This window comes from Calditrichia bacterium (genome assembly GCA_020634975.1).
Taxonomy (GTDB): domain Bacteria; phylum Calditrichota; class Calditrichia; order RBG-13-44-9; family J075; genus JACKAQ01.
The window spans coordinates 190,319-213,986 of sequence record JACKAQ010000001.1; the positions used below are offsets into that span (position 1 = coordinate 190,319).

A 23,668-nucleotide genomic window follows, 5' to 3' on the forward strand; every position below is an offset into this window, starting at 1 on the left:
CAATTATTTATCAAATTCGAAAACCACCGGATTGTGATTTTTTGACAACCGAATGGATCACGATTATCAAAAAAACTATGATTCTTTTTCTGTAATTGGGTGGGTAATGTAAAAAACGGTGCCTTTGCCGGGTGCCGAATCTCCCCAGATTTTACCATTGTGGCGCTCCACAATTTTTTGGCAGATAGACAGCCCCAGACCGCTTCCCTCGTATAGTTTTTGGGGATTCAGTCGTTCAAACGGTTGGAAAATTTTGTTTAATTTTGACGGATCGACACCAATCCCATTGTCGCGGATATGAAAACGCCATATACACACTTCTTCTTTTGCGCCAATCTGGATAACCGGCGGTTTATCGCCGGAAAATTTTAACGCGTTACTTATCAGGTTCAGCCACAACCGGTAAATTTGTTCGCGGTCGCCGAAAATTTCGGGTAGCTGCTCAACTTCAATTGAGGCGTTCGATTTCTGAATTACAGAATCCAGATCCATCAAAACCTCGTCGATGAGCATATTCATCGGCAGCCATTCATTTTCGAACGGTTTATTTCCGGCACGGGAAAGCGTCAACAAATGGTCGATCAACCGGCTCATGCGCAGGCTGCCATCGTGGATAAAGTCGAAATATTCCTTTTCTTCTTCGCTCAACCGGTCTTTTAAGCTGGAATCCAGAATTTCGATAAAGCCTTTTATGGTTCGCAAAGGCGATTGCAGGTCGTGCGCAACGATATAGGCAAATCGCTCCAATGCCTGGTTGCTTTCCTGCAGTTCTTCTGTTTTTCTGGCAAGCTGTTTGCGAAGGTGAATTTTGTCCAGGGCATTTTCTACGGCGCGAGTCAGCGATTCCTGTGAGAGATTATTTTTGATGAGATAATCCTGAACACCTGTTTTCAAAGCGCTGACAGCGATATTCTCATTGCCCTGTCCGGTAATCATGATGATTGCAACGCTTTCCATGGCATCGTTTGGGATGCTCTCCAAAAATTCCAATCCGTCCATATCCGGTAGCTCGTAATCCAGCAGCACGCAGTCCGGCTGGATCGAACGGAATTTGTTGACAGCCGCTTCCCCGCTTTCTTCCTCAAAAAAATCGCATCGGGGTTCAAACGAGGGTAACAGCAATCGACGGTAGTACTCTCTGTCAATCGGGTTGTCTTCGACAATCAGGATTTTTAATCTTGAACCTGGGTCCGGTTTCATTGTTCAGACTCTTTCAGGTAAAATAGTGGTTAATAGCCAATATTCTTTAATTACCTTAATTGCGTTCAAAAATCCATTTAAGTGAACAGGTTTTTGCACATAACTGTTGGCACCTGCTTTATAGCATCTGTCAACATCCGCCGGATCGTTTGATGTTGTAAAAACGATCAAAGGGATTTGTTTTAAATTATTATTTTTTTTGATGTTAGACAACACTTCGTAGCCATCGGTGCCGGGCAAATTTAAATCCAGGAGAATAATGCCGGGCTGTTCCGAAAGCATGGTTGTGGCATACTGACCGCGTTTATACAAAAAATCCAAAGCCTGATCGCCATCGATGCAATGGTAAATGGGATTTTCGGCACCAAATTTTCGCATCGCCCGGTAAATGGCTTCGTAATCTTCCGGGCTATCATCAACGATTAATATCGGGGGTGTTTTTCGCTTCATTTTTATTTTCTGACAATGTAAAATAAAATGTCGTCCCTTCATTAATTTCAGAATTTAACCATATTTTTCCGCCATGGCGTTCAATAATTTTTTGAACGATTGTTAAACCTGCTCCAGTACCGCCACCAAATTTATCTCGCGCGTGTAACCGTTTGAATATTCTAAAGATAGTGTCATAGTGCTTCTCTTTAATTCCGATGCCGTTATCCTTGATATAAATGCTAACCATTTCGGCATCCGGTTCAATGGTGCCCGATTCATCCGGCTGAATGTAACCGATTTCCACAGTCGGGTTAGGTTTATCATTGTATTTGATGGCATTGAGGATCAGGTTTTGGAAAACTTCCGCAATGCGGGCGTTGTCGCAATAAACGATTGGCATTTTTCGCGGTATCAGCACGTTTGTGCCGCTTTCTTCAATTGTAAATTTAAGCCGCTCCAATACTCGCTGTACAATCAGTCCCAAATCTGTTTTCGCAAACGCCAAATCCACCCGTCCTACTCGGGAGTATTGCAACAGCGATTCCAATTGTTGATCCATTCTTAGCGTAAGCATTTGCAGTGTTTTTAATTTTTCTTTACCGGGATCGTCCAGAACATCGTTGTAATCTTCGATGATAAATCCGGCATAATTCTGAAGCCCCCGCAACGGCTCTTTAAGGTCGTGTGATACAATATACGCAAAATTTTCCAGCTCTGTATTGCTCCTTTGTAAATCATGCGCATATTTTGCCAACTTGGCTTTTTGTTGTTTTTGCTCAGTAATATCACGGTTAAGTGCAACAACGCCAATGGGTTGCATACCAGCGTTATACACTTTGGAAACGGACGCGAACACGTTCATTGTTTTTCCGTTTTTGTGATCCTGAATCACTTCTCCGCGCCACATACCGTTGTCCAGGAATTGCTGCCGCACGGTTTCTTCATCGGTATCCTCGTAGCGGGTGTGAATAATACTGTTCATACTTTTCCCGATTACTTCTTCCGATTTGAAACCATACATTTTTTCGGCGGCGTAATTCCACCAGTTGATAACAAATTCCATGTCGGTGGAAATCACCGCTTCCGATACATTTTCCAAAACGGTAGCGAGAAAACGCAGCTCTTGCTCCTTTTGCAATTTTTCGGTTATATCGCGCAATATAACGGTATACAAAAACTGATTCCCAGCTTTCACCTGAGAAATAGATGCTTCGATAGGAAATTCCTGCCCGCCTGCACGAAGCCCGGAAAGCTGTATCGGTGTACTCATTTTGCGATTAGTAAAACCGGTATCCCCAAATTGCTGAATGTGCCGACTGTGCAAATCACGAAATAGTTCCGGTATAAACCGGTTCAGCGGTTGGCCGATGGCATCAGCTTCCGGACATTCGAACATTTTTTCGGCAGATGCATTGAAATACATTATTTGCTGGGTTTGGTCGACCGTGATAATCGCATCCATCGCCGAAGCGAAAATCCCGGCTAATTGCGATTGGCTTTCGCGCAGTTCTTTTTCGGCCTGTTTGCGTTCGGTGATGTTCAAATATGTGCCTGTCAACCGTGCGGGACGCTGGTTTTCGTCCCATTCGGTAATTTTTCCGCGAGAGAGTATCCACCGGTATTCGCCATCTTGGGCACGTTGCCGGAATTCTGCTTCATAAAACGGAATTTCCCCTTTCAGGTATCGATCCAGTTGTTTCATTTTAACGGGTAAATCGTCCGGGTGAACCACAGATTCCCAATCTTCTTTTTGGGGAAATTCAGTCGAATTGTAACCCAACTGCTTCACCCATTGATTCACCACCCGTTTATTATTGATGACATCCCAGTCCCACATTCCCAAATCCGATGCCCAAAGCGTCAGCTCCAACTGCTGCCTTTTTAGCAAAAGTTCTTCTTCAACTTGCATCCGCTCTTCGATTTCTTTTTTGAGCTGTGCGTTAGCTGTTTCCAATGCTTCCGTTCGTTTGCGAACCAGTTGTTCCAGTTCATCGTGCGCCGCAATCAATTGTTTTTCATATGTTTTCCGTGCAAGGATTTCAGATTCGAGTTCAGATTGTTTGGGCATACGGAGCGCTCGCGGAATTAGCGGCCATAGCATCACCGCTGTAGCGACGGACAATCCGGCAGTAAACAATTTCACAACGCCCTCAAACCGGTAAATCGGCTCCCAAAGTGTCCAGATGTTCAGCAAGTGCGTTGTGCCGCAAGCCAAAATGAACAGCGCAAACATATAAAAAACCCATTGATAGTGGAATTCTTCACGTTTCCGGACAAAAACGAACATCGCAATGGGAATGCTATAATACGCAAGTGTAGTGAGCCCGTCCGAAATAATGTGTAGCCACAACACCCCCGGTTGCCAAAACAGGCAATGCCCATGCGGCATAAAATCCGCAACAAAAAGTTTCTGGAAAAATTCTATCATTACACACCCAAGTGTTTGAATCAGTCTTTTTTTATTTCATATATGATGGCAAAACAGCAAATGATTTTTGCAGCCCAAGTCGGTCAAACTTGATAGAAGTAGTAAGATTTTAAGGTAATACTTTTACGACAACGTTGTCAATTAAAAACGGAAGGGCTAAACAATTTCAACGACAGACTCTGCCAAACAAAGCAATAAATTAACTTACAGTTAATAAAGCAAAAAAAAACGGCTGTTCCCGAAGCACCGGAAACAGCCGTAACGTTTAAATGGATCATCAAATTTAAAAATTCAGCGAGATGCCCAAATCACCTTCCCATTGGTTCATCTGTAATTCTATCTGTTGTTGTTCAGGTGCTTCCATGGGATTTACACCAGATACGCTGTTTGAAAACGCGCGCATCAATGCCGCATTTAGCGTAAACGATTTTGTCAGTTTGTGGGAAATTCCCATTGTGGCGTGATGTTGAACTACGCCGGGAGCCAAAATATTGAACATCGCTTCCGTTTCCGGAACCGGTTGCCCGGAATATGAATAACCGGCACGAAGGGTTGTGAAATCTGTGATTGCCATTTGTGCACCAAATTTGAAAACCATAATATCTTCCCAGCCAAAACCGCTGGCATTTTCACCGCCGAGCGCCTCAAATTCGGGATTCATAGAGCCGTTTGCCAACATCGGCAGAACCATCGGATTGCTCACGGCATTCACATCGCTGTAATAAATTTCCTGAACATCAAATGCCAGCGTCAGTTTTTCGGTCGGGCGAAACGCCAATCCAGCGGTCCAATTGGAGGGGATATCAAAATCGCCTTCGCCGGCGAACAAACCACAATATTTATCAAATTTGCTCATGTTCATTTTACTTTGATAGCTTAATCCCATCGATAATTTTTGGGTAATTTGTCCCAGATAGCCCACCCGAATACCAAAACCGGTGGCATTATCGTAGCCATTGTTGGTCAAATTTGTCGGATCGGCGGACATGCCGGAAAACGCATACAGCCCTTCCGCCTGAAACCGCTGATATCCGAAAATCGCCGATACACCGATAGCCTGATTCGGCACAATTTCCCGCGAAACCGTTGCCATTATAAACATTTGGGACAAATCCACACCAGTAATCGCATCGAAAGACAATTGCGGATTATCAAACGTTTTGGTAGCATAATCTGTATTCATTCCGCCGTTTCCGTAAAGGGCGAAAGCCAGCGCATTATTTTTGCCAAACGGAATGGAAACTCCAATATTTGGAATCAAAAATAAGTTGGATTCGCTTTCGATGACGCCGGGCGTCAGCGGAAAAGTACCCGGATAACCGGACGGTGCGCCGGAAATCGTATATTGCCTGTTCGGATTAAACAGCGATACACCGAGATCAAATTGACCTTTCAGAAAAACAGCACTTGCCGGGTTAACCGCAATTCCCAGCGGGCTGAGATACAACGCGGCCCCTGCGCCCGCCAAACCACGATATTGAATACCATAACCATGACGAAAATAGCCGTTGGTTGCAAAACTGCTGCTGCCCATCAACACCAAAAGCATCACAGCAAAAAAAGTTTTCAAGGTTCCTGATTGTAACCGAGACATTACATAACCCCTTTTTGTTTAATAATATTTTAAAATAATCCATCCGTTTGTTAATACTTTTGCCCTGCCTTTCTGAAGGAATGGCGGGATTTGCAAAATTATCATTTTCACAAACTGCAAAGTTGCTGCCAAAAATAAACATCTACCTAGATATATATCAAAATGCTTTAAAATAAGCATTTTCGCCACAACTGCGCACAAAAACAGGTCGCCAACAGGTGCCACACATAGCAGCGTTAATTTTTCGCAAAACTATATTTTTATTGAAATTAAAGTATAAAATCATACACAAATACACATCCAAACCGTGGCATGATTTTTCAGGTGAGATAAACAAAAAAAGGGCGAAACATTCGCCCTTTAACAGTGATTACATCGAAGATTTTTTTTCATTGGCAATAACCGTTATTCACCGGTCATTTTCTCAAGGGCGATATACCGCTTCACCATATCTTCCAGCACAAACAGTGGCACCGCACCCTGCGATAAAATCACATCGTGAAATTTGCGCAAATCGAACTGTTCGCCCAACGCTGCTTCGGCGGTTTTGCGCAGTTCGCGTATTTTCAATTCGCCGATTTTATACGACAGCGCCTGTGCCGGCCAACCGATATAGCGATCAATTTCCGTGTTCACTTCATGCAGCGAAAGCGCGGTGTTCGATGCCATAAATTCCACCGCGGCATCGCGCGACCAGCCTTTGGCGTGAATGCCGACATCCACCACCAAACGGCAGGCACGCCACATTTCGTATGTCAATTTTCCGAACAGTTGATAGGGTGTTTCGTAAATGCCCATTTCTTCGCCGAGGTATTCGGTGTATAACGCCCACCCTTCACCGTATGCGGATAAGTAATTGCTTTTTCTAAAATTAGGCACATTTTCCATTTCCTGCGCCAGCGAAATTTGCAGATGATGTCCCGGCACACTTTCGTGCAGCGTGAGCGCCGGCAGCACATACAACGGACGGCTTTCCAATTTGAAAGTGTTCACCCAATACAGCCCGGCGCGACCGTTTTCCAGCGAACCACCGACATATCTGCCGCCGGTATATTTTGGCGCGATATCTGCCGGAACCGGCTCAACGCCGTATGAATTCCGGGGTAAAACGCCAAAAAATTCGGGCAATTTTCCGTCCGCTTTTTTGGCAAAATAGGACGCTTCCATCATCAGCTCGCGGGGGGTTTTGGCGTAAAATTGGGGATCGGTGCGCAGAAAATTGAGGAATTCCGCAAAACTGCCCTCAAATTTGAGATCTGCGATAATTTTTTCCATCTCCGCACGAATTCGCGCAACTTCTTTTTGCCCGATTTGAAACACTTCGTCCGGCGTCATGTTAGTGGTCGTAAAAAATCGGACGCGATACGCATAAAAGTCCTTTCCGCCCGGCTCCGCCGATACGCCCGGTTCGGCTTTCGCACCGGGAATATATTCTGTTTCCAAAAATTGTTTTATTTTTTTAAATGATGGAATAATATGCTTTGCGATAGCAGCTTTGCCTAATTCCACCAATTGTTTGCGCTGATCAGCAGCGATGGTTTCCGGCATTTTTTCAAACGGATCGAACAGTGGGCTTTCGCCGGGTTTCGCAACAATTTGTGCATCGATGGCTGTGAAAAAATCAGGCGACATCAGCATTTTGGGGAGCGTTTTGCCTTTGCGCAACCCTTCCCGCATCAGCTCGATGTGCTGATTTGTGTAATCCGTAAACGCTGCCAGCATGCTGAGGTAATTTTGGTAATCTTTCGCATTTTCAAATGGCAAATCGCCAATCATAAACAAAAATGAGGTGTAAAATCCACCTTCGCTGCTGATCGGCGTGAGATATGATTCGTGCTCAACTTCCGCAACGCGATTTTCCAGAATAAATTTGAACACATCGTAATTGACGCGATCCGTTTCCGACAGTTTTTCGCGATCGACCGCGGCCAGCCGCTGGAGCAATCCGCGATCGAACTCAGCCCGGCGCAGCTCGTCCGCAGCGCTGACGGCCGGTAATTTTCCGGCGAATTCTGCTTTCCCCATGCTCACCGCTAAATCGGGATTTTCCTGCAGCCGGAACTGCCATTCATCGTCAAAAATTGAATACAGCTCATTTTTTACGGCATCGGTTGTTTGCGCAACCGCCGCCACAACCGCAAAACAGATGGCCAAAAATATCCAGCGAAAATAAGTCATCGGGTAGAATTCCTCAGTTTTGGTTAATTTTTTTATCACAAATTATTATAAATTGCGGACAGCGCGGACAAAAATCTGATAATAATCCGGCACCGCAGAGCACTCCCCAAAATCGAAATCAACAATCCAGCCCATGTTACCCGGGAACGTATCCGACGTTCGCAAACCCATTTGCCGGTTGGAAAAATAGCTGTGAATATGCAGACCTGAGCTGTTTTTATCCGGCTCAAAAAGGGTCAGCGCTTCCGAGACAGTTGGCAATCGCCAGTCGCTGTAACCCGCGTAATTTTGTGAGTTGAGATCTTTAATATATTGCCGGGCGGCAGCTAAGCTCAACCCAAACTCGCCGGAATATCCGCCCTGCTGCCACATCAAATTGCTGTTGCGATCGATGATGACCTGCCCGTTTGCAGCCGGTTCAAACTGGTTCTCGAATCCCGCACCGCTTAACCGATACGTTTGTGTGTTTGGATCAAAATCATCCTGTATTTTTTTTATATTTAAATTGAGATTATTGGCAATATTTTTCAACTCCGCTTCGCTGACCGGTTGGGGTGTGCTGCGAATCTGTTCTGCGGCAGCATCGCTGACCGGTTTTTCGGTCGTGTTTTTTGGGGAATCCAACGCAAGAGCAGGATCGATAAGTCCCTCGCGGGTCAATCGCCGGCGCTCCGTTTGCTGCGGCGACTCGGTTGTCTCGCCCGCAACCGCAAAATAAAAATCGCCAACCAGCGATGACGATTCCCACGGAATTTGCGCGCCGTTGGTGCTGCTGATAACTTCCGCCCGCGTTTTTTTGAACACAATTTCAACCGGTGTGCCCTGCGAAACGATTTGTCTGAGCAGCGCTGCGGTGTACGGACTGTTGCGCCCACTGCCATCCGCAGCGACAGAACCGGGCGCTGTGGCATAGGCGATCAACGTGCCACGCGGTGCATCGATGGACGCCAATCCGCGTCCGGCAGAGCGAAAACTGCGTTCGTACGGGTTGTTGCGACAGGCGTCAAGTATCAAAATATTCAGACGGTTACGTGCATCTGCCATTTCGCCGAGAACCCGCCCGAGATCCACACCTTCGTCATCCACTTCGTGTTCGCGAATGATATCCGCATCAACCGGAACGAGATAATTTCGCCCGTTCACCTGAATGCCGTGTCCGGCATAAAACAACAATCCAATGCCTTTGCGATCGCGCAAATGGTCGCCAAACCGGCGAATTTCGTCGATCATCGCCGAACGGTTTGCGTTGGTGAGCAGCGTTACCGAAAAACCCAATATTTTCAATTTTGCGGCGATGTCCGTTGCGTCGTTCACCGGATTTGCCAACGGTGAATCGCGATAGCTGCCGTTGCCGATCACCAACGCCGTCCGAGCCTCCGAGCGATCCCGATCGACAGAAATCGGCACTGCCCCGCGAGTGTTTTGGGCAACACCTTGCCCGTTAACCGCGAGAAAAATCGCCAAATATACAAAAAATGTTTTCGGGAAATTCATATTGTCCCACCGAAAATGGTGCTGAAATTGTTGTTCACAAATGAATATAATGGCTGATCCGCATTTAGACAACCGCAAACATCCCGTACGGAATTCCGGCTGATGATCGCTCGATTTTGTTCGATACTATTTTTTAAAAAGGGGCAAAAATGGGGATTATCGCATATTATTTCGTTGGTGTAGCGCCGCTCAAAAAATGGACTGCCTCGCTGATTTTGCTGCCAATTTCGCTGTATTATTTGCTCACACGCGGGAATTACACACTCATCGACAACGCGGATTTGGTGATTCACGAAGCAGGGCACTTTTTTTTCATCTTTTTCGGCAACTTTATTTATGCGCTCGGCGGCACGCTGATGCAGATTATTTTTCCGCTGTTCCTGGCGTTTTATTTTTGGCAGAATGACTACCGCACCGGATTTCAAATAATGATTGCCTGGCTCGGGCAAAATTGGATCAACATCAGCGTTTACGTGGCGGATGCGCAAGTGCGCCAGCTCCGCCTGCTCGGCAATGGCAAACATGACTGGTTTTACCTGCTCGGCGAACTGGGCATTCGCGAATATTGCGTTGAAATCGGCTGGATTTTTATGGGTTTCAGCACAATTACTTTTTTGATTGCCCTGTCGATTCCCTTATTTTACGAACAGTAAAATTGAGGAGAAACGATGTCGTATCGACAATTTTTTGATTTTGCCAAAATTTTGGCAGACGCCGCCCAAACCGTAATCCAACCGTGGTATTTCAATCAATCGCTGGAAGTTGAAACAAAATCCGATGCCAGTCCGGTAACCATCGCGGATCGCGCAGCGGAAAAACGCATGCGCGAACTCATCGAAAGCAAATATCCGGAACACGGTGTTATCGGCGAGGAATTTGGCAATTCGAACGCTGAAGCTGAGTTTGTCTGGGTGCTCGATCCCATCGACGGCACAAAATCGTTTGCCAGCGGTTGTCCGCTGTTCGGCACCCTCATCGCGCTGCTGCACGGCGGCAAACCGGTTGTCGGCGCAATCAATTTACCGGCGCTCAACCAATTGTGCATTAGCGACGGCAGCCAAACTTTGTTGAACGGAAAACCGGTCCGGGTGCGTAACACGGAAAATCTGCAAAACGCCGTACTGCTCACCACCGATGTGAATGCGGTGGGCAAATACCAATCCGCCAGAAATTTCGATCAACTGATGCAGCAAACCCGTTTCACCCGCACGTGGGGCGATTGCTACGGTTACGTGCTCGTCGCATCCGGCTGGTCGGATTTAATGATGGATCCGGTAATGAATCCGTGGGATTTACTGGCGCTGGTTCCGGTTATTCGCGGTGCCGGCGGCGTGATTACTGACTGGCAGGGTAACGATCCTGTTAGCGGTAACAGCATTGTGGCAGCTAATCCCGCCCTCCATCCGCAAGTGATTGATATTTTAAATCGTTAGCGCAAAAAATTATCCGGAAATTGCACCTCCGGTTTCCGGACTCCCCTCTTTTTCAAATCCCATTGGCAAGTTTGTGATTTAGACACATGACGCAGCTCACATTTGATGTTATTTGCAGCCAAGTTGTAACCGTTTCTTAACATCGTGAGATGATACAAGGAGGTCGTTTTGCAAAAAAAGCCGCTACGAATAATGGTCAGTGCCATTTTGCTGATCAGTTGGATGCACGCACAGGAGAACACGCCCGGAGAAGCCTCACCCATCAACACAGTTTCCGTTTCCCCGAACAGTACATTTGTTTTATCCGCTGGCACAGATCATATTTTGCGCATTTGGGATGTGGCAAGCGAAAAACTGGTTCGTCAAATTCCCGCCCACGAATTTTGGATCACATCTGCCCAATGGTCGCCCGATGAATCAACCATCGCAACTGCCAGCAAAGACGGCTCCATCAAGCTTTGGAATGCCTTATCCGGAAATTTGTTGAGAATGCTCGAAGGTCACAACGGCGCCGTAATGGCGGTAACATTTTCGCCGAACGGTCAATTTGTGCTTTCAGCCAGTCACGATAACACGCTCAAACTGTGGAACAGCACAACCGGCGAAATCGTCCGGATATTTGCAGGTCACGATTTTTCGGTAACATCGGTGAGTTTTTCCAATAACGGCACTTATTTTATTTCCGGCAGCCTGGACCGAACCGTGAAACTTTGGCGAATCGACTTGAGCGAACCGCTGGCAACGTGGGAAGGTCACAGCGGTGGTGTGTTGACCGTAGCGCTCAGCCCGGACGGGCAGATGGCGCTTTCCGGCGGAAATGACAAAACCATTATTCGCTGGCGCGTCGGTGATGGGAAAAAAATGCGGGAATACAAAGGTCACTCAGGTTCGGTAAAAACGGTTGCGTTTACGCCTGCCGGCGATGGGTTTATTTCCGGTGATAAAAGCGGGCAAATCCGCATTTGGGAAACGGAAAATAGTAAAAGCCGAAGCCTGATCGAGACAAACAACGGCTCCATAAATGCACTCTGTTTTAACGGGCTTGGCGATAAATATTTCTCCGGTGGCGATGATGGCCGGCTCACGCTATGGTCACGGATTTACAACGAGCGGGTTGCCGTTTTTGTGGATTCGGGAAACAATCAACTGCAACCACAGGTAACCACAAACCCCTGATTTTATTAGAAATAGCCAACAAAGAAAAACGCGCAGCGATGCTAAATCACTGCGCGTTTTTTGTTGAATTTTAATTTTCAGTTGCGGTGTTTTTTATCGGAACCTATGCAATTTTACAAATCGCCCAATTCCTCTTGTGCCTGTTCATAAAAAATACTTTCCGGCGGAATTTGCTCGAAATACGATTTTGCCAACTCAATTTCCCCGCGAAAACGCTCTGCCAATCCGGTGTAAAAAATTTCGCGACCTGAGGTTTGCAACGCAAATTTTTCAGCCAGATTTTTGGCTTTTTCAAAGCTGGAAATCGCCTGCTCTTGAAAGGATTCGCGGCTGCTTTCATCCGGCGCGGCTTTTGCAGATGTCGATAGCGCCAGATATCCCAACCCCAACGTAAAATGGTATTCCTGCAATAATCGCTGCGTTTGGCTTATCATTTCCCGATCGACATTATCTGATTCTACAGAAGCTTTGGCAACCTGATCTTCCAAAATAGCCGCAACCGGCTGGAAATTTTCCAGCGATTTTACCATTCCCGAATACCGGAAGGCTTCGTAATTTTCCCGGCTGGTGGTCATCACTGCTGCCAGCGCCTGAAAATTGCCCTCGAGCGATTGGGATGAACTGCGCAATCCGGATTGGCTGCGCAATTGTTCCATCGGCATCAATTCGAATTGCGAAAATTGGTAGGGCAATTGATTGTCGTAAATCCCCATATATCCGGCGTTTGTGTCCGTCAGCGACCAGAATGAGATTACCCCGATCAGGAGAACGGCAGCAACGGCAGATGCCCATCGTTGCCAGTTGAACACCGGCATCGATACAATATTTTTTGCCGGGTTTTCGGTACGCGCAAACCCTTGCTGTTGCAATGTTGGCACAATGTTGAGCAGGTTTTCCCGCGTTGGCGATTGATAACCGAATTGTTGGCTAATTTTGGAAATTTCCGCAACGTTGACTTCCTCGGAAATCAGTTCCAGCCGAATGCTCAGTTTGCGAAAAAATGCCGGCAAAAACCGGAGCTGCCCCAAAAATTGCCGGGCGTCTGATTCTGTCGGCGCAGCGAGCAGCCGGGTTAACAGATCGTCAATTTGTTCGTAGCTCAGCACCGCATCCGGTTTGATGAGCATGGCTGATTGGACCATCGAACGGCATTCGTCGATCAAGCTAATCAATAATTGGGTTGGGGGATTATTTTCCGCTTCCTGCCTTATTTTTTGTCCGGATGCATTGTTTTCCGGTTTTTCCAACCAGGAAACAAGGTCTTCATATGTTAAATTTATTCCCATTTCTACTTCTCCTTCAAACTCACCACAAGTTTGTTTACGTCAATTTATTGTCGCGTTCCGGCGCAGATGCCGCACCTGCATCTCACCATGTTTTTTCAGATAAAACACAAACCAAGCTAAAGCACCATTTCTTTTTCATTAAAATAACCGCGCATCACTTCGCAAAAATATTCAAAAAAAATGTAATCGTTGTTCAACTCCCGCAGCAACCCATCACTGACGCGATGAAAATCCATTGCGGTGTTGGTTTCCAGCCAGTTGCTCAATAATTCGTAGCGTATTTTTTCCGCGTAAACGGTTTCATCTTGCAAAAAATCATTCGAAAACGGATCTCCGTTTTTGAGCTGATGATACCCATCTTGCCACCACCCGATGACATTGTTCAATTTTTCCGGCACTGATGTTTGTGGGTCTGATGGTGAGGATTTACCAAAATTGCGTTCGAACAACGCCAGCCCTTTTCCGATGATAATTGGCTCAACATTCATAATGCACCTCTCGCATTTTTTGTCCATTTGCTCCGGCTCCGTTTGCCGTGATCGCCGTCACTAACTAATAAGAGGTGAATGCTTTTGGTTTTTCTCAAAAAAAATGAAATTACTCCGATTCCAGTTCGCGCAGCAATCCGCGAAGCCGGTAAACCGCGAGATCGACCATTTTTGGTGTGATTTGTCCGCGGAAAGCGGGCATTTCGACAATCATTTCTTTGCTGAAATCGCCCCATACATACAATAAATATAGGTTTAGATCGCGTTCAAAATTTTTCGGGAGCTTTTTTTTGGTGCTGCGTAATTGGTGAACAACGTATTCAAATAGCTGACCACGAGTGTCGTCCGCCATTTCCGTGGAAAGCTGGCGCAGGTCATCCGTTTCGACATCCGCCAAATGTTTGAGATATTTTTTCATGTAATGCGCGGTGGCGTTGTGACAAATCACACTCAGGTAGCTCATGAAACGGTATTCATTGTCACGCTCTTTAAAATTGCGCAACGCCCGAAAATCTTTTTGGCAAAGAATCTCAAATACCTGGGCTTGAATATCATTCGCACATTCATTGAACTGGAAACCGAGTCGCGGCACATTCCATTTGGTGCAATAATGAATTACTTTTCGTTCGATGTAGGGTTGGAATTGGTCCATAAACAACAACCATCCCTTACGATGTTGGGGTGATTGTGCATCGCTGCATGCGTCTAACAATTCAGGAAGTGTCATTTTCTGCAATTTTGTTTTTTCGTTGATACGGCGATTCCGCCGAAAAATGGGAAAGATTTGTGATTTGCTGATGTTTTGGCAATATCCGTTTGCTTTACGCCGGATTTATCGGGATAGTTGCAGCCATTCCACAAAGGGCAAACCGGCAACGCGCTCGATTTGTTGCAACGAACCTTCCGCAACAAATTGATTGCCACTGTGAGATTTTATGGTGACGCCAATTTTTTGTAACGATTGCTGCTGCGAATCTGTCAAATCGGTGCGGGTTTTGCCGCTAACTGTCAATATTCCGGCATCTCCGGCCATTGCCAGTGTAGCCATTTCTTGCCGTAAATTGTCGTTTACTTTTTGCCAATCCAATCGCGATGAACCGGAACAACCGACCAAAACGAGCAGCAATACAATAAAGCAGAATGTGAAGGTGCGCATTATTTCTCCGGTTTTGAACTGTCAAATATAGCCAATTTCATGCGCTTTTCACAATTTTGTTTGAAAATTTATACATTTTTTAATCGGGCAAGCGGTTGGGGTTACCTAAAAAAAACCATCTGTTTATCAAAAACAATTGCAGGTTGCCGGCTCATATTATTTGAGAAAAGCAACCTGCAATATCAATCGATCCGTTATTTTGCAGATTGGTCGGCATTTGCCAGATCAATCAAAAATGCGTATTCCAGCGCAACGGTGCGATATTTTTCGAACCGACCGGATGCGCCACTGTGCCCGGCTTCCATTTGGGTATGCATCAGCAAGGGGTTATCATCCGTTTTCAGATCCCGTAATTTTGCCACCCATTTGGCAGGTTCAAAATATTGCACCTGCGAATCGTGCAATCCGGTTGTCACCAGCATTGCGGGATAATCCTTTGCTTCCACGTTATCGTATGGCGAATATGATTTCATATATTCATAATAAACAGGGTCTTTCGGGTTGCCCCATTCATCAAATTCTCCGGTTGTCAGCGGGATACTTTCGTCCAGCATGGTTGTGATGACATCCACAAATGGCACTGCCGCAATCACGCCTTTGAACAAATCCGGGCGCATGTTGACTACCGCGCCAATCAGCAAACCGCCGGCGCTGCCGCCGAGGGCAAATATTTTTTCGCGATTGGTATATTTTTGTTCGATCAAAAATTCGCCGCAATCGATAAAATCGGTGAAGGTATTTTTCTTTTTGAGCAACTTGCCGTCTTCGTACCAGCTTCTGCCCATTTCCTGACCGCCGCGAATATGCGCGATGGCAAACACAAATCCGCGATCCAGCAGGCTCAACCGGTCGGAACGGAAGGTTGCATCCATGCTGATGCCGTATGAACCGTAGCCATACAGAAGCAACGGGTTTTCGCCGTTTTTCTCAACACCTTTTCTGTAAACGATGGAAAGCGGCACTTTAACACCATCGCGAGCGGTGGCTTCCAGCCGTTCGGTAACATAATTTGCCGGATCAAACCCGCCCAAAACTTCATCCTGTTTGAGCAGATTTTTTTCGCGCGTTTTCATGTTGTATTCGTAATTGCTCATCGGCGTGGTGAGCGATGTGTATTTGTAGCGCAGCAAATCGGTGTCGAAATCGAGATTGATATCGCTGTAAATGGAGTAAGCGGGTTCGCCAAAATCGAGATAGTGATCGGATTTATCCCGTTGATTAATGATCCGCAATTGGCGCAGCCCGTTTTTTCGCTCGCGCAAAACGAGATAATTATTGAACACTTCTATCGTTTCCAATAGAATGTCGTCGCGATGCGGTATCACTTCTGTCCAATTTTCTTTTCCGGTGTTGCGAACAGAGGTTTCCATCAACCGGAAATTTTTGGCGTTCAGATTGGTGAGAATGTAAAATTTATCCTGATAATTGAACACTTCGTATTCATGATCGCGTTCGCGCGGCTGAATAATTTTGAACTCGCCATTGGGATTTGTCGCATCCAAAAAGCGGAATTCCGATGAAAGCGTGCTGCTGGAAGCGATAAAAATATATTGCTCGGATTTGGATTTATACACATAACAATCGTATGTGTTATCGGCTTCGTGGAACACTTCCACATCGCTGGCGGGATCGCTGCCCAGGGTGTGGCGCATGATTTTGTAGGGGCGCAGCGTGCTGTCTTTTGTGGCATAAAATAATGTGCGATTATCGTTTGCCCAGGTGGATGTTCCGGTTGTGTTCGGCACGCGATCGGCCAAAATTTCGCCCGTTGCCAAATTTTTGATGTGCAGTGTGTACTGCCGACGGCTGACGGTATCCACACCAAAGGCGATCAGTTGATTATCCGGACTCACTTCCAAACCGGTAAGTTGATAATAATCATGACCTTCCGCCATTTCATTTACGTCCAGCAAAATTTCTTCGGCGGCATCCAGGCTGCCTTTTTTGCGGGCGTAGACCGGATATTCTTTGCCGGTTTCGTAGCGATTGTAATAATAATAACCGTTGTATTGATATGGCACGGATTGGTCATCCTGCTTGATTCTTCCGACCATCTCATCAAATAATGTGTTTTGCAGCGTTTTCGTATGCGCCAGCACAACATCGGTGTAATTATTTTCCGCAACCAGATATTCAATCACCTGCGGATTTTCGCGTTGGTTTAGCCAATAATAATTATCGATGCGGGTATCGCCGTTGGCGGTTAATTTTTCCGGTTTTTTTTCAACATCTGGTGGCACGGGACTCCCCTGTTTCGTTTGTGAACAATTCCAAAATGTTATTGAAAAAATCAGCACGATCCAAATGTGTTTCGTTTTTAAGTAGGCAAACATAATTCACCTCGATTGAATAGTAGTTAATAGGGAAACTGCGAAAGACAAATCTACCACTATTCCCGATTACATCAAATGGATGAAATATTTCTATTTTTTCGGAATTATAAAGTTCGGGTTTGATTTTTTAATCTGGATACTTATATTTTTATGCCATTTATTGATGGCGTATTTAACACCCCAAAGTTCTAAAAATCACAGTTGTTCGATCGATTTGCAGCGGAAATCCGATGCAGTCGCAATGATTTGATATTTTTCAAATCATCAACACTCATTTTATGCTAACGCAAAAAGGAGGAAACGGCATGTTTCATGCGACAGTTCACCCTGCGCCACGCGCGCTTATCTTCTTGTTATTTCTGGTATTTAGCACATTTGTAAGTGCCACAGATGTGTTCATCAACGAAATCCATTACGATAACGACGGCACTGATATCGGCGAAGGTGTTGAAATTGCCGGACCGGCTGGAACGGATCTTTCCGGCTGGCAAATTGTGCTTTACAACGGGGCAACCGGCGCATCGTATGGAACCATCAATTTATCCGGCGTTATTGCAGATCAGGACAACGGATTTGGCACGCTGGCATTTTTCCGTGCCGGCATCCAAAATGGCGATCCCGACGGATTGGCATTGGTGGATGATTTGGGAAATGTTATCCAATTTTTGAGCTACGACGGAGAATTTACCGCAACAAACGGTCCGGCAACCGGTTTGCCCAGCACCGATATTATTGTAAATGAACCGACAACTTCGCCGGTTGGCGAATCTTTACAACTTGGCGGCAACGGTACTATTTACGAAAATTTTAGCTGGAATCCGGCGGCTGCGGAAACGTTCGGCAGCATCAACAATTCGCAAAGTTTTGTAGCTGCAGCGCCGGCGCCGAACATCGCGGTTTCGCCGTTGGCGATTGATTTTGGGACGGTGGAAATCGGCAACGCGGCAGGTCCGGCAACAATTACCGTTAGCAACACGGGCACCGCAGAGTTAACGGTCAGTGCGATTTCCGATCCCGGCGGTGAGTTTGTGCTCACCAATGTGCCGGTTTTGTCAGCGACGATTCCCGCCGGTTCATCCGTTTCGTTCGATGCGAATTATCTGCCCACAGACGCGGGAGCGGATAACGCCACAATCACCATCTCCAGCGACGACCCGGATTCCCCGACGATCGAAATCCAGCTTTCCGGTGAAGGAACGGCGCCGCCGCCCGCAGTTCCGGTGGTCATCAACGAGGTGGACAGCGATCAGGACGGCACGGACATGGCAGAATTTGTGGAGCTGTTCGATGGCGGAACGGGCAACACGGATTTATCCGGGCTGGTGCTGGTGTTTTTCAACGGCACATCAGATGTTTCGTACGCCGCGTACGATCTGGACGGATTTTCCACAAATGCCGCCGGTTATTTTGTCGCCGGGAATGCTGCCGTGCCCAATGCGGATTTGATTTTCAACAATAATTTTTTGCAAAACGGAGCGGATGCCATCGCCATTTTCGCGGGAGATGCCGCAGATTTTCCCAACGGAACCCCCGTTTCCACCGTCAATTTGATTGATGCGATGGTGTACGATACCGACGATGCGGACGACACAGAATTGCTCGCTTTGCTGAACGCCGGACAACCGCAAATCAACGAAAACGGCAACGGGAATGCCATCGGCGAATCGATGCAGCGCATTCCAAATGGCAGCGGTGGCGCTCGCAATAGCGACACATACGCCCTTTTTGCGCCGACACCCGGCAGCGAAAACGGCGTTTCCGTCGGCACAGAACCGGACATCGCGGTTTCGCCGACGGCGATCGATTTCGGGCAAATTACCCTCGGCGCAAATGCAGCGACAACCGTCACCATCCACAATAACGGCAGCGCGGATCTGAACGTTTCCGCCATTTCCGATCCCGGCGGTGCGTTCGCAATTGCCAATTTGCCGACGCTGACGGCAATCATTTCTCCGGGAAATACCGCAACGTTTGACGTGACGTTTTCACCCTCAGCAATTGGCGCAACTGCAGCGAGCATCAACATTTCCAGCGATGATCCCGATTCGCCAATCGTCGAAATTCAACTGACCGGTGAAGGCATCGACAATTCGCCACCACCGGCACAAGATTTTGTACTGTTGGCAAATGAACGGATCAACATCGAAAAATTCAGTTCAATTCATGGCAACATCCATTCGAACGACAAAGTCGAGATCGAAAAAGGACGCAATGGTGTTATTTACGGCAACATCTCCGCTGTCGAATCGATCGAAATTGAAAAGCGCAACACTGTCGATGGCGATGTCATTTCACCCGAAACGGATATTGACGGCATGGTGAACGGTTCGATTTTGGAAGAATCTGTCGATGCGGTTCCGATGCCGCAATTGTCCGAGTTTTCTTCAGGAAATACAGATATTTACGTTCGAAAACGCAGCACAAAAATATTGTTGCCCGGCAGCTACGACGATATTGAAGTGGGCGACCGCGCCACGCTGCAATTGAGCAGCGGCGATTATTTTGCGGAAGATTTGACGCTCCAATCGCGGGCAAAGCTGCTGGTTGATGTTTCCGGCGGTCCTGTGAATATTTATTTGGAGGAAGATTTGCAACTCGACGAACGTGCCGAAGTGGAAATTTCCGGCGGCTCAACTGCAGATTTTACAGTATTTTGCGGCGATGATCGCAACATAAAAATTCGCGAAAAAGCTATTATGCGCGGCAACCTGATTGCGCCAAACGCAACAGTCAAACTGGAAGATGATAGTTATTTCAAAGGATCGATTGTCGCGGATCGTATTTCGATTGAAAAAAATGTGGTGATCGTTTCGCACAGCGCGACTATTTTGCCGAAATCACCACAGGCAACGGAAGAAATTGCCGCTGTACCTGAAACGTTTGAGCTGCGCCAAAATTACCCCAACCCGTTCAACCCAACCACAACGATTCAATTTGGTTTGCCGGTGGATGCGATGGTTTCACTGAACATTTACAACGCTCGAGGGCAATTGGTGAAAGCATTGGCAAACGGCACAATGCCCGCCGGTGTTCATCAAATTGCCTGGAACGGAACAGACGAAGGCGGCACACTTGTTGCCAGCGGCATGTATTTTTATATGCTGCAATCCGGTGATTTCCGGGAAACGCGACGGATGATTTTATTGAAATAATTATTTTTTCATCGCTTTCTGCAAAAGCCCTTGCCATTTTGGCGAGGGCTTTTTTATGTTTCGCTGAACAACATCCGGAGATACAATGAGTAACGCAACTGATGAATCTATGAAACTTACGCACGTTGTTGCGGTAATCGGATATGTGTATCGCGATGGTAAATTTTTGCTGCTCAAACGCAACAATCCGCCGCTGCTGTGGGCACCGCCGGGCGGGCGGCTCGATAAAAATGAAGATCCAAAAAATGGCGTCATCCGCGAAGTGCGGGAGGAAACCGGGCTGGATGTAACCGTCCTGCAAACCGCAGACACCTGGTTTGGCGAAATTCAGCCGGGTAAATTTATGCTGGCAATTGATTATCTGGTAGAAATTACCGGCGGAACGCTGCGGCTTTCCGATGAACACTGCGATTTCGCATGGGTGAGCGTTGATGAAATTCGCCAAAACCAAGGCGTGGATTTGGGCGATCCGAAAGTCGGGTTCAAAGCGGATGATTTCGCGGCGGCGGAACAATTGATATTAAAACTGAAAAAAAACTGAACCAATAGCTGCAAATCCAGCCATGTTTGCAAATAACCGGCGATTGTGCTAACATATCAGCAAATAAAGCAGCAGGATTTTTTGGCGATGCAAATTAAATATTATCAAATTGATAGCCCCGTTCCGGGCGAACTAACGATCGAACGATCGCGGTCGCAGGCAATTGTGCCGTTCCTGTTTTTGCTAATATTCACATGTTTTTGGTATTACGGCATTCTTTTTCTTTCTTTCGAGAGCGACACCATCAATATTTTTGAGCGCATCCGGATGGTGGTCGAACGCGACCCATTTTTGATTATTTTTCTGTTGGTGCCGGTCGCATTTCTGATTCCGCAATTGTTGAAATATGCCCGAATGGCGCTGGTCGGCGAAAAATATTTTTTCCACGGCGGACGCGGTATCATTGAAAAAAACGGGCAATATCTGGCAAGTTTCAGCGAAGTGGAAGCCCTCCGCTGGCTCAGCAATCCGTTAAAAACGCGCAACAATTTGCAACTAGCAATGCGGAATGGCTCGGCACATTCGCTGATTTCCGCCGGTAATGCCGGCGCTATTCAGGAATTATCAGAAAAAATTGCCGCCATTCTGGAATGCCCGATCGAACATCGCGATTTGCCCGCCGACAGGCCGACGCAGGATGAAGGACACGACTGAAGAAACGGATGTGTTGCGTCGACAGTCCACAAAATTCACCACAAAAAAATACATCTTTTTGCGAAATTACACTGCAGTTCTTTAATTTCAATAACCGGCGAATCATCATTTAACAGGAAACACACACGACACTTTTGCGTATGACAGTAACCTGTAAAACCAATTGGCAGAAACCCTAATTTCGGAATTTCCGAGCATACCATCGAGTTTAGATGCCTCTCATGAAAAATGATTTTCACACACTCTTTCCTCTCGAAGCGCTGTATGCGGGAATCCGCCAAAATTCACCGCCATTTGTCGAAATTCCTGAAACGGAAATTCCCCAACCGCAACGGCAATTATTGGCGCACAGCAATGATATGACGCCGACGCTGGAATCCTTTTATCGCCAGAATATCGCATTGAACGTATTGCACAAAACCGTTACAGATGAATATTTGCACCGGATGGTAACGCTCGATTGCGAAAACGATGAACCGGTTTTGTTTGGTGCGATCTGCATTCATTTGCTGCAATTTCCTGAGCCAATCCGCAGCAAAACGCTGGCTTGCCGGCAGCCGCTTGGCGGTATTTTACGCGATCATCCGCTGCCGCACAGCAGCGAGCCGCTCTTTTTTTTTCGGGTACTTTCGGATGCGGTCATCAACCGGGCGTTCGGCATGACGCAATCACGCTGGCTGTTCGGGCGGCTGAACCGGCTGTTGCTGCCGGACGGTCAACCGCTGGTCGAAGTGGTTGAAATTTTGCCGGAAACATCCCCAAAATAGAAATCGGTTGCAGCATTTTGAGTATTGTTTTAGGTTAAAGTTTCCGTTTTGGAAATGAGTGAATGTCCGACAAACAGGATTTTGAAAATGAACCGATCGACCCAAAGATATGATGTTGTGATCATCGGCGGCGGACCAACCGGCGCGACCGCAGCGGCCATTTTAGCGATGAACGGACGCCGTGTCGCCGTTATCGAAAAAGAGCATTTTCCACGCTATCACGTTGGCGAATCGCTGGTGCCGTATTGTTATTTTACGCTCAATCGCATCGGGATGGTTGAAAAACTCCGCAAAACCCATTTCACCAAAAAATACAGCGTGCAATTTGCCAGCACGCGCGGCAATATTTCGCAGCCATTTTATTTTGGCGAACACCTCGATCACGCCGCCGCGCAAACCTGGCAGGTTCGCCGCAGCGAATTCGACAAAATGTTGCTCGATAACGCCCGCGAAAAAGGCGCTGATGTGTTCGAAGGCTGGCGCGTTCGCGAAGCGCTGGAAAACGATGGCGCGATAACCGGCATTATTGCGCAAGATGAAAACGACGATCGCAACGAATTTATCGCACCGGTAACCATCGACGCCAGCGGCAGAAACAGCTTTTTCGTAAACAGAAACGGCTGGCGGGTGATGGATGATCAACTCAAAAAAGTATCGATCTGGACGTATTACAAAGGTGCCAAACGCGATGCGGGCATCGACGAAGGCGCAACCACCGTTGCCTACATTCCCGAAAAAGGCTGGTTTTGGTACATCCCGCTGGCGGATGATGTGGTGAGCGTTGGCGTTGTGGCGGAAAAATCGTATCTTTACCGCGAAACCCGCGATCCGCAGGAAATTTTTCAGCGCGAAATCCAAAACAATCGCTGGATTGCCGACCACCTCGCACCTGGCACACAATTCGGGGAATTTTGGGTGACCGGCGATTATTCCTATCGATCCAGATATTGCGCTGCCGATGGCGTTGTGCTGGCCGGCGATGCCTTCGCATTTCTCGATCCGGTATTTTCAACCGGTGTGCTGCTCGCGCTGGTTGGCGGGGAGTTGGCTGCAGATGCAGTGGAGATCGCTTTGCAGCAGAATAATTTCCGCGCATCGCAATTTTCGGAGTACAGCGATGTGGTCAGATACAATCTGGAAGCGATGCGAAAACTGGTCTATGCCTTTTATAATGATGCATTTAACTTCCGTTCATTTTTTGAAAAATATCCGCAATTGCGCTCGGATGTGACCGATATTTTGATCGGAAAAACCGACCGCAGTTACGACGAATTGTTTAACGCCATGCGCGAATTTGCCGAATTACCGGCTGATTTACCGCACGGTAAACCATTGATCGCAGAAACAGTTTGAGGC

19 protein-coding genes are annotated in these 23,668 nt (G+C 47.0%); 8 read left to right on the forward strand and 11 right to left on the reverse strand.

Annotated elements, in window-relative coordinates:
- Nucleotides 1-75: 75 nt before the first annotated feature.
- The 6 genes from H6629_00775 to H6629_00800 form a co-directional block, all read right to left on the reverse strand.
- The gene (locus H6629_00775) at nt 76-1,200 is read right to left on the reverse strand and encodes a response regulator (protein ID MCB9066329.1); all 1,125 of its coding nucleotides are present in this window, start codon (nt 1,198-1,200) and stop codon (nt 76-78) included.
- A gap of 3 nt (nt 1,201-1,203) precedes the next feature.
- Entirely contained in the window at nt 1,204-1,650 is a 447-nt protein-coding gene (locus H6629_00780) for a response regulator (protein ID MCB9066330.1), read from the reverse strand.
- Nucleotides 1,616-4,060: a PAS domain S-box protein gene (locus tag H6629_00785; protein MCB9066331.1), complete on the reverse strand. Its 2,445-nt coding sequence runs from the start codon at nt 4,058-4,060 to the stop codon at nt 1,616-1,618. The genes H6629_00780 and H6629_00785 overlap by 35 nt, the downstream gene beginning before the upstream one ends.
- Nucleotides 4,061-4,343: 283 nt before the next feature.
- Nucleotides 4,344-5,654 (reverse strand): porin, encoded by a 1,311-nt coding sequence (locus H6629_00790; GenBank protein MCB9066332.1) that lies wholly within the window; start codon nt 5,652-5,654, stop codon nt 4,344-4,346.
- Between the two features lie 405 nt (nt 5,655-6,059).
- The gene (locus H6629_00795) at nt 6,060-7,832 is read right to left on the reverse strand and encodes a DUF885 domain-containing protein (protein MCB9066333.1); all 1,773 of its coding nucleotides are present in this window, start codon (nt 7,830-7,832) and stop codon (nt 6,060-6,062) included.
- Nucleotides 7,833-7,877: 45 nt separating this feature from the next.
- A complete protein-coding gene (locus H6629_00800; GenBank protein ID MCB9066334.1) occupies nt 7,878-9,326 on the reverse strand; it encodes a caspase family protein in 1,449 nt (482 codons plus the stop codon).
- A gap of 149 nt (nt 9,327-9,475) precedes the next feature.
- Here H6629_00800 and H6629_00805 point away from each other — a divergent pair, with 149 nt between their 5' ends.
- The 3 genes from H6629_00805 (at nt 9,476) to H6629_00815 (ending at nt 11,935) form a co-directional block, all read left to right on the forward strand.
- Nucleotides 9,476-9,979 carry a hypothetical protein gene (locus tag H6629_00805; GenBank protein ID MCB9066335.1) on the forward strand — a complete coding sequence of 168 codons (504 nt, stop codon included), beginning with the start codon at nt 9,476-9,478 and terminating at the stop codon, nt 9,977-9,979.
- A gap of 15 nt (nt 9,980-9,994) precedes the next feature.
- Complete coding sequence (gene hisN, locus H6629_00810) at nt 9,995-10,759, forward strand: histidinol-phosphatase (GenBank protein ID MCB9066336.1); 765 nt, start codon at nt 9,995-9,997, stop codon at nt 10,757-10,759.
- Between the two features lie 168 nt (nt 10,760-10,927).
- Nucleotides 10,928-11,935 carry a WD40 repeat domain-containing protein gene (locus H6629_00815; protein ID MCB9066337.1) on the forward strand — a complete coding sequence of 336 codons (1,008 nt, stop codon included), beginning with the start codon at nt 10,928-10,930 and terminating at the stop codon, nt 11,933-11,935.
- A 113-nt stretch (nt 11,936-12,048) separates the two neighbouring features.
- On the opposite strand, the gene H6629_00820 is transcribed toward H6629_00815, so the two are convergent.
- The 5 genes from H6629_00820 to H6629_00840 form a co-directional block, all read right to left on the reverse strand.
- Entirely contained in the window at nt 12,049-13,221 is a 1,173-nt protein-coding gene (locus tag H6629_00820; protein MCB9066338.1) for a hypothetical protein, read from the reverse strand.
- A gap of 116 nt (nt 13,222-13,337) precedes the next feature.
- A complete protein-coding gene (locus tag H6629_00825; GenBank protein MCB9066339.1) occupies nt 13,338-13,709 on the reverse strand; it encodes a hypothetical protein in 372 nt (123 codons plus the stop codon).
- Nucleotides 13,710-13,818: 109 nt separating this feature from the next.
- On the reverse strand, nt 13,819-14,361 hold the full coding sequence (locus H6629_00830) for a hypothetical protein (GenBank protein ID MCB9066340.1): 543 nt from the start codon (nt 14,359-14,361) through the stop codon (nt 13,819-13,821).
- Between the two features lie 180 nt (nt 14,362-14,541).
- Nucleotides 14,542-14,865 (reverse strand): hypothetical protein, encoded by a 324-nt coding sequence (locus H6629_00835; GenBank protein MCB9066341.1) that lies wholly within the window; start codon nt 14,863-14,865, stop codon nt 14,542-14,544.
- Nucleotides 14,866-15,059: 194 nt separating this feature from the next.
- Nucleotides 15,060-17,198, reverse strand: coding sequence for a S9 family peptidase (locus H6629_00840; protein ID MCB9066342.1), 2,139 nt, complete (start codon nt 17,196-17,198; stop codon nt 15,060-15,062).
- Between the two features lie 305 nt (nt 17,199-17,503).
- Between H6629_00840 and H6629_00845 the strand changes: the two genes are divergently transcribed.
- The 5 genes from H6629_00845 to H6629_00865 all read left to right on the forward strand — a co-directional run bounded on the left by H6629_00845 (nt 17,504) and on the right by H6629_00865 (nt 23,665).
- On the forward strand, nt 17,504-20,350 hold the full coding sequence (locus tag H6629_00845) for a choice-of-anchor D domain-containing protein (protein MCB9066343.1): 2,847 nt from the start codon (nt 17,504-17,506) through the stop codon (nt 20,348-20,350).
- Between the two features lie 85 nt (nt 20,351-20,435).
- The gene (locus H6629_00850; GenBank protein ID MCB9066344.1) at nt 20,436-20,891 is read left to right on the forward strand and encodes an NUDIX hydrolase; all 456 of its coding nucleotides are present in this window, start codon (nt 20,436-20,438) and stop codon (nt 20,889-20,891) included.
- A gap of 87 nt (nt 20,892-20,978) precedes the next feature.
- Nucleotides 20,979-21,545: a hypothetical protein gene (locus H6629_00855; GenBank protein ID MCB9066345.1), complete on the forward strand. Its 567-nt coding sequence runs from the start codon at nt 20,979-20,981 to the stop codon at nt 21,543-21,545.
- A gap of 221 nt (nt 21,546-21,766) precedes the next feature.
- Nucleotides 21,767-22,312: a hypothetical protein gene (locus H6629_00860; protein ID MCB9066346.1), complete on the forward strand. Its 546-nt coding sequence runs from the start codon at nt 21,767-21,769 to the stop codon at nt 22,310-22,312.
- Between the two features lie 87 nt (nt 22,313-22,399).
- On the forward strand, nt 22,400-23,665 hold the full coding sequence (locus H6629_00865; GenBank protein MCB9066347.1) for a tryptophan 7-halogenase: 1,266 nt from the start codon (nt 22,400-22,402) through the stop codon (nt 23,663-23,665).
- The last annotated feature ends 3 nt before the right edge of the window (nt 23,666-23,668 follow it).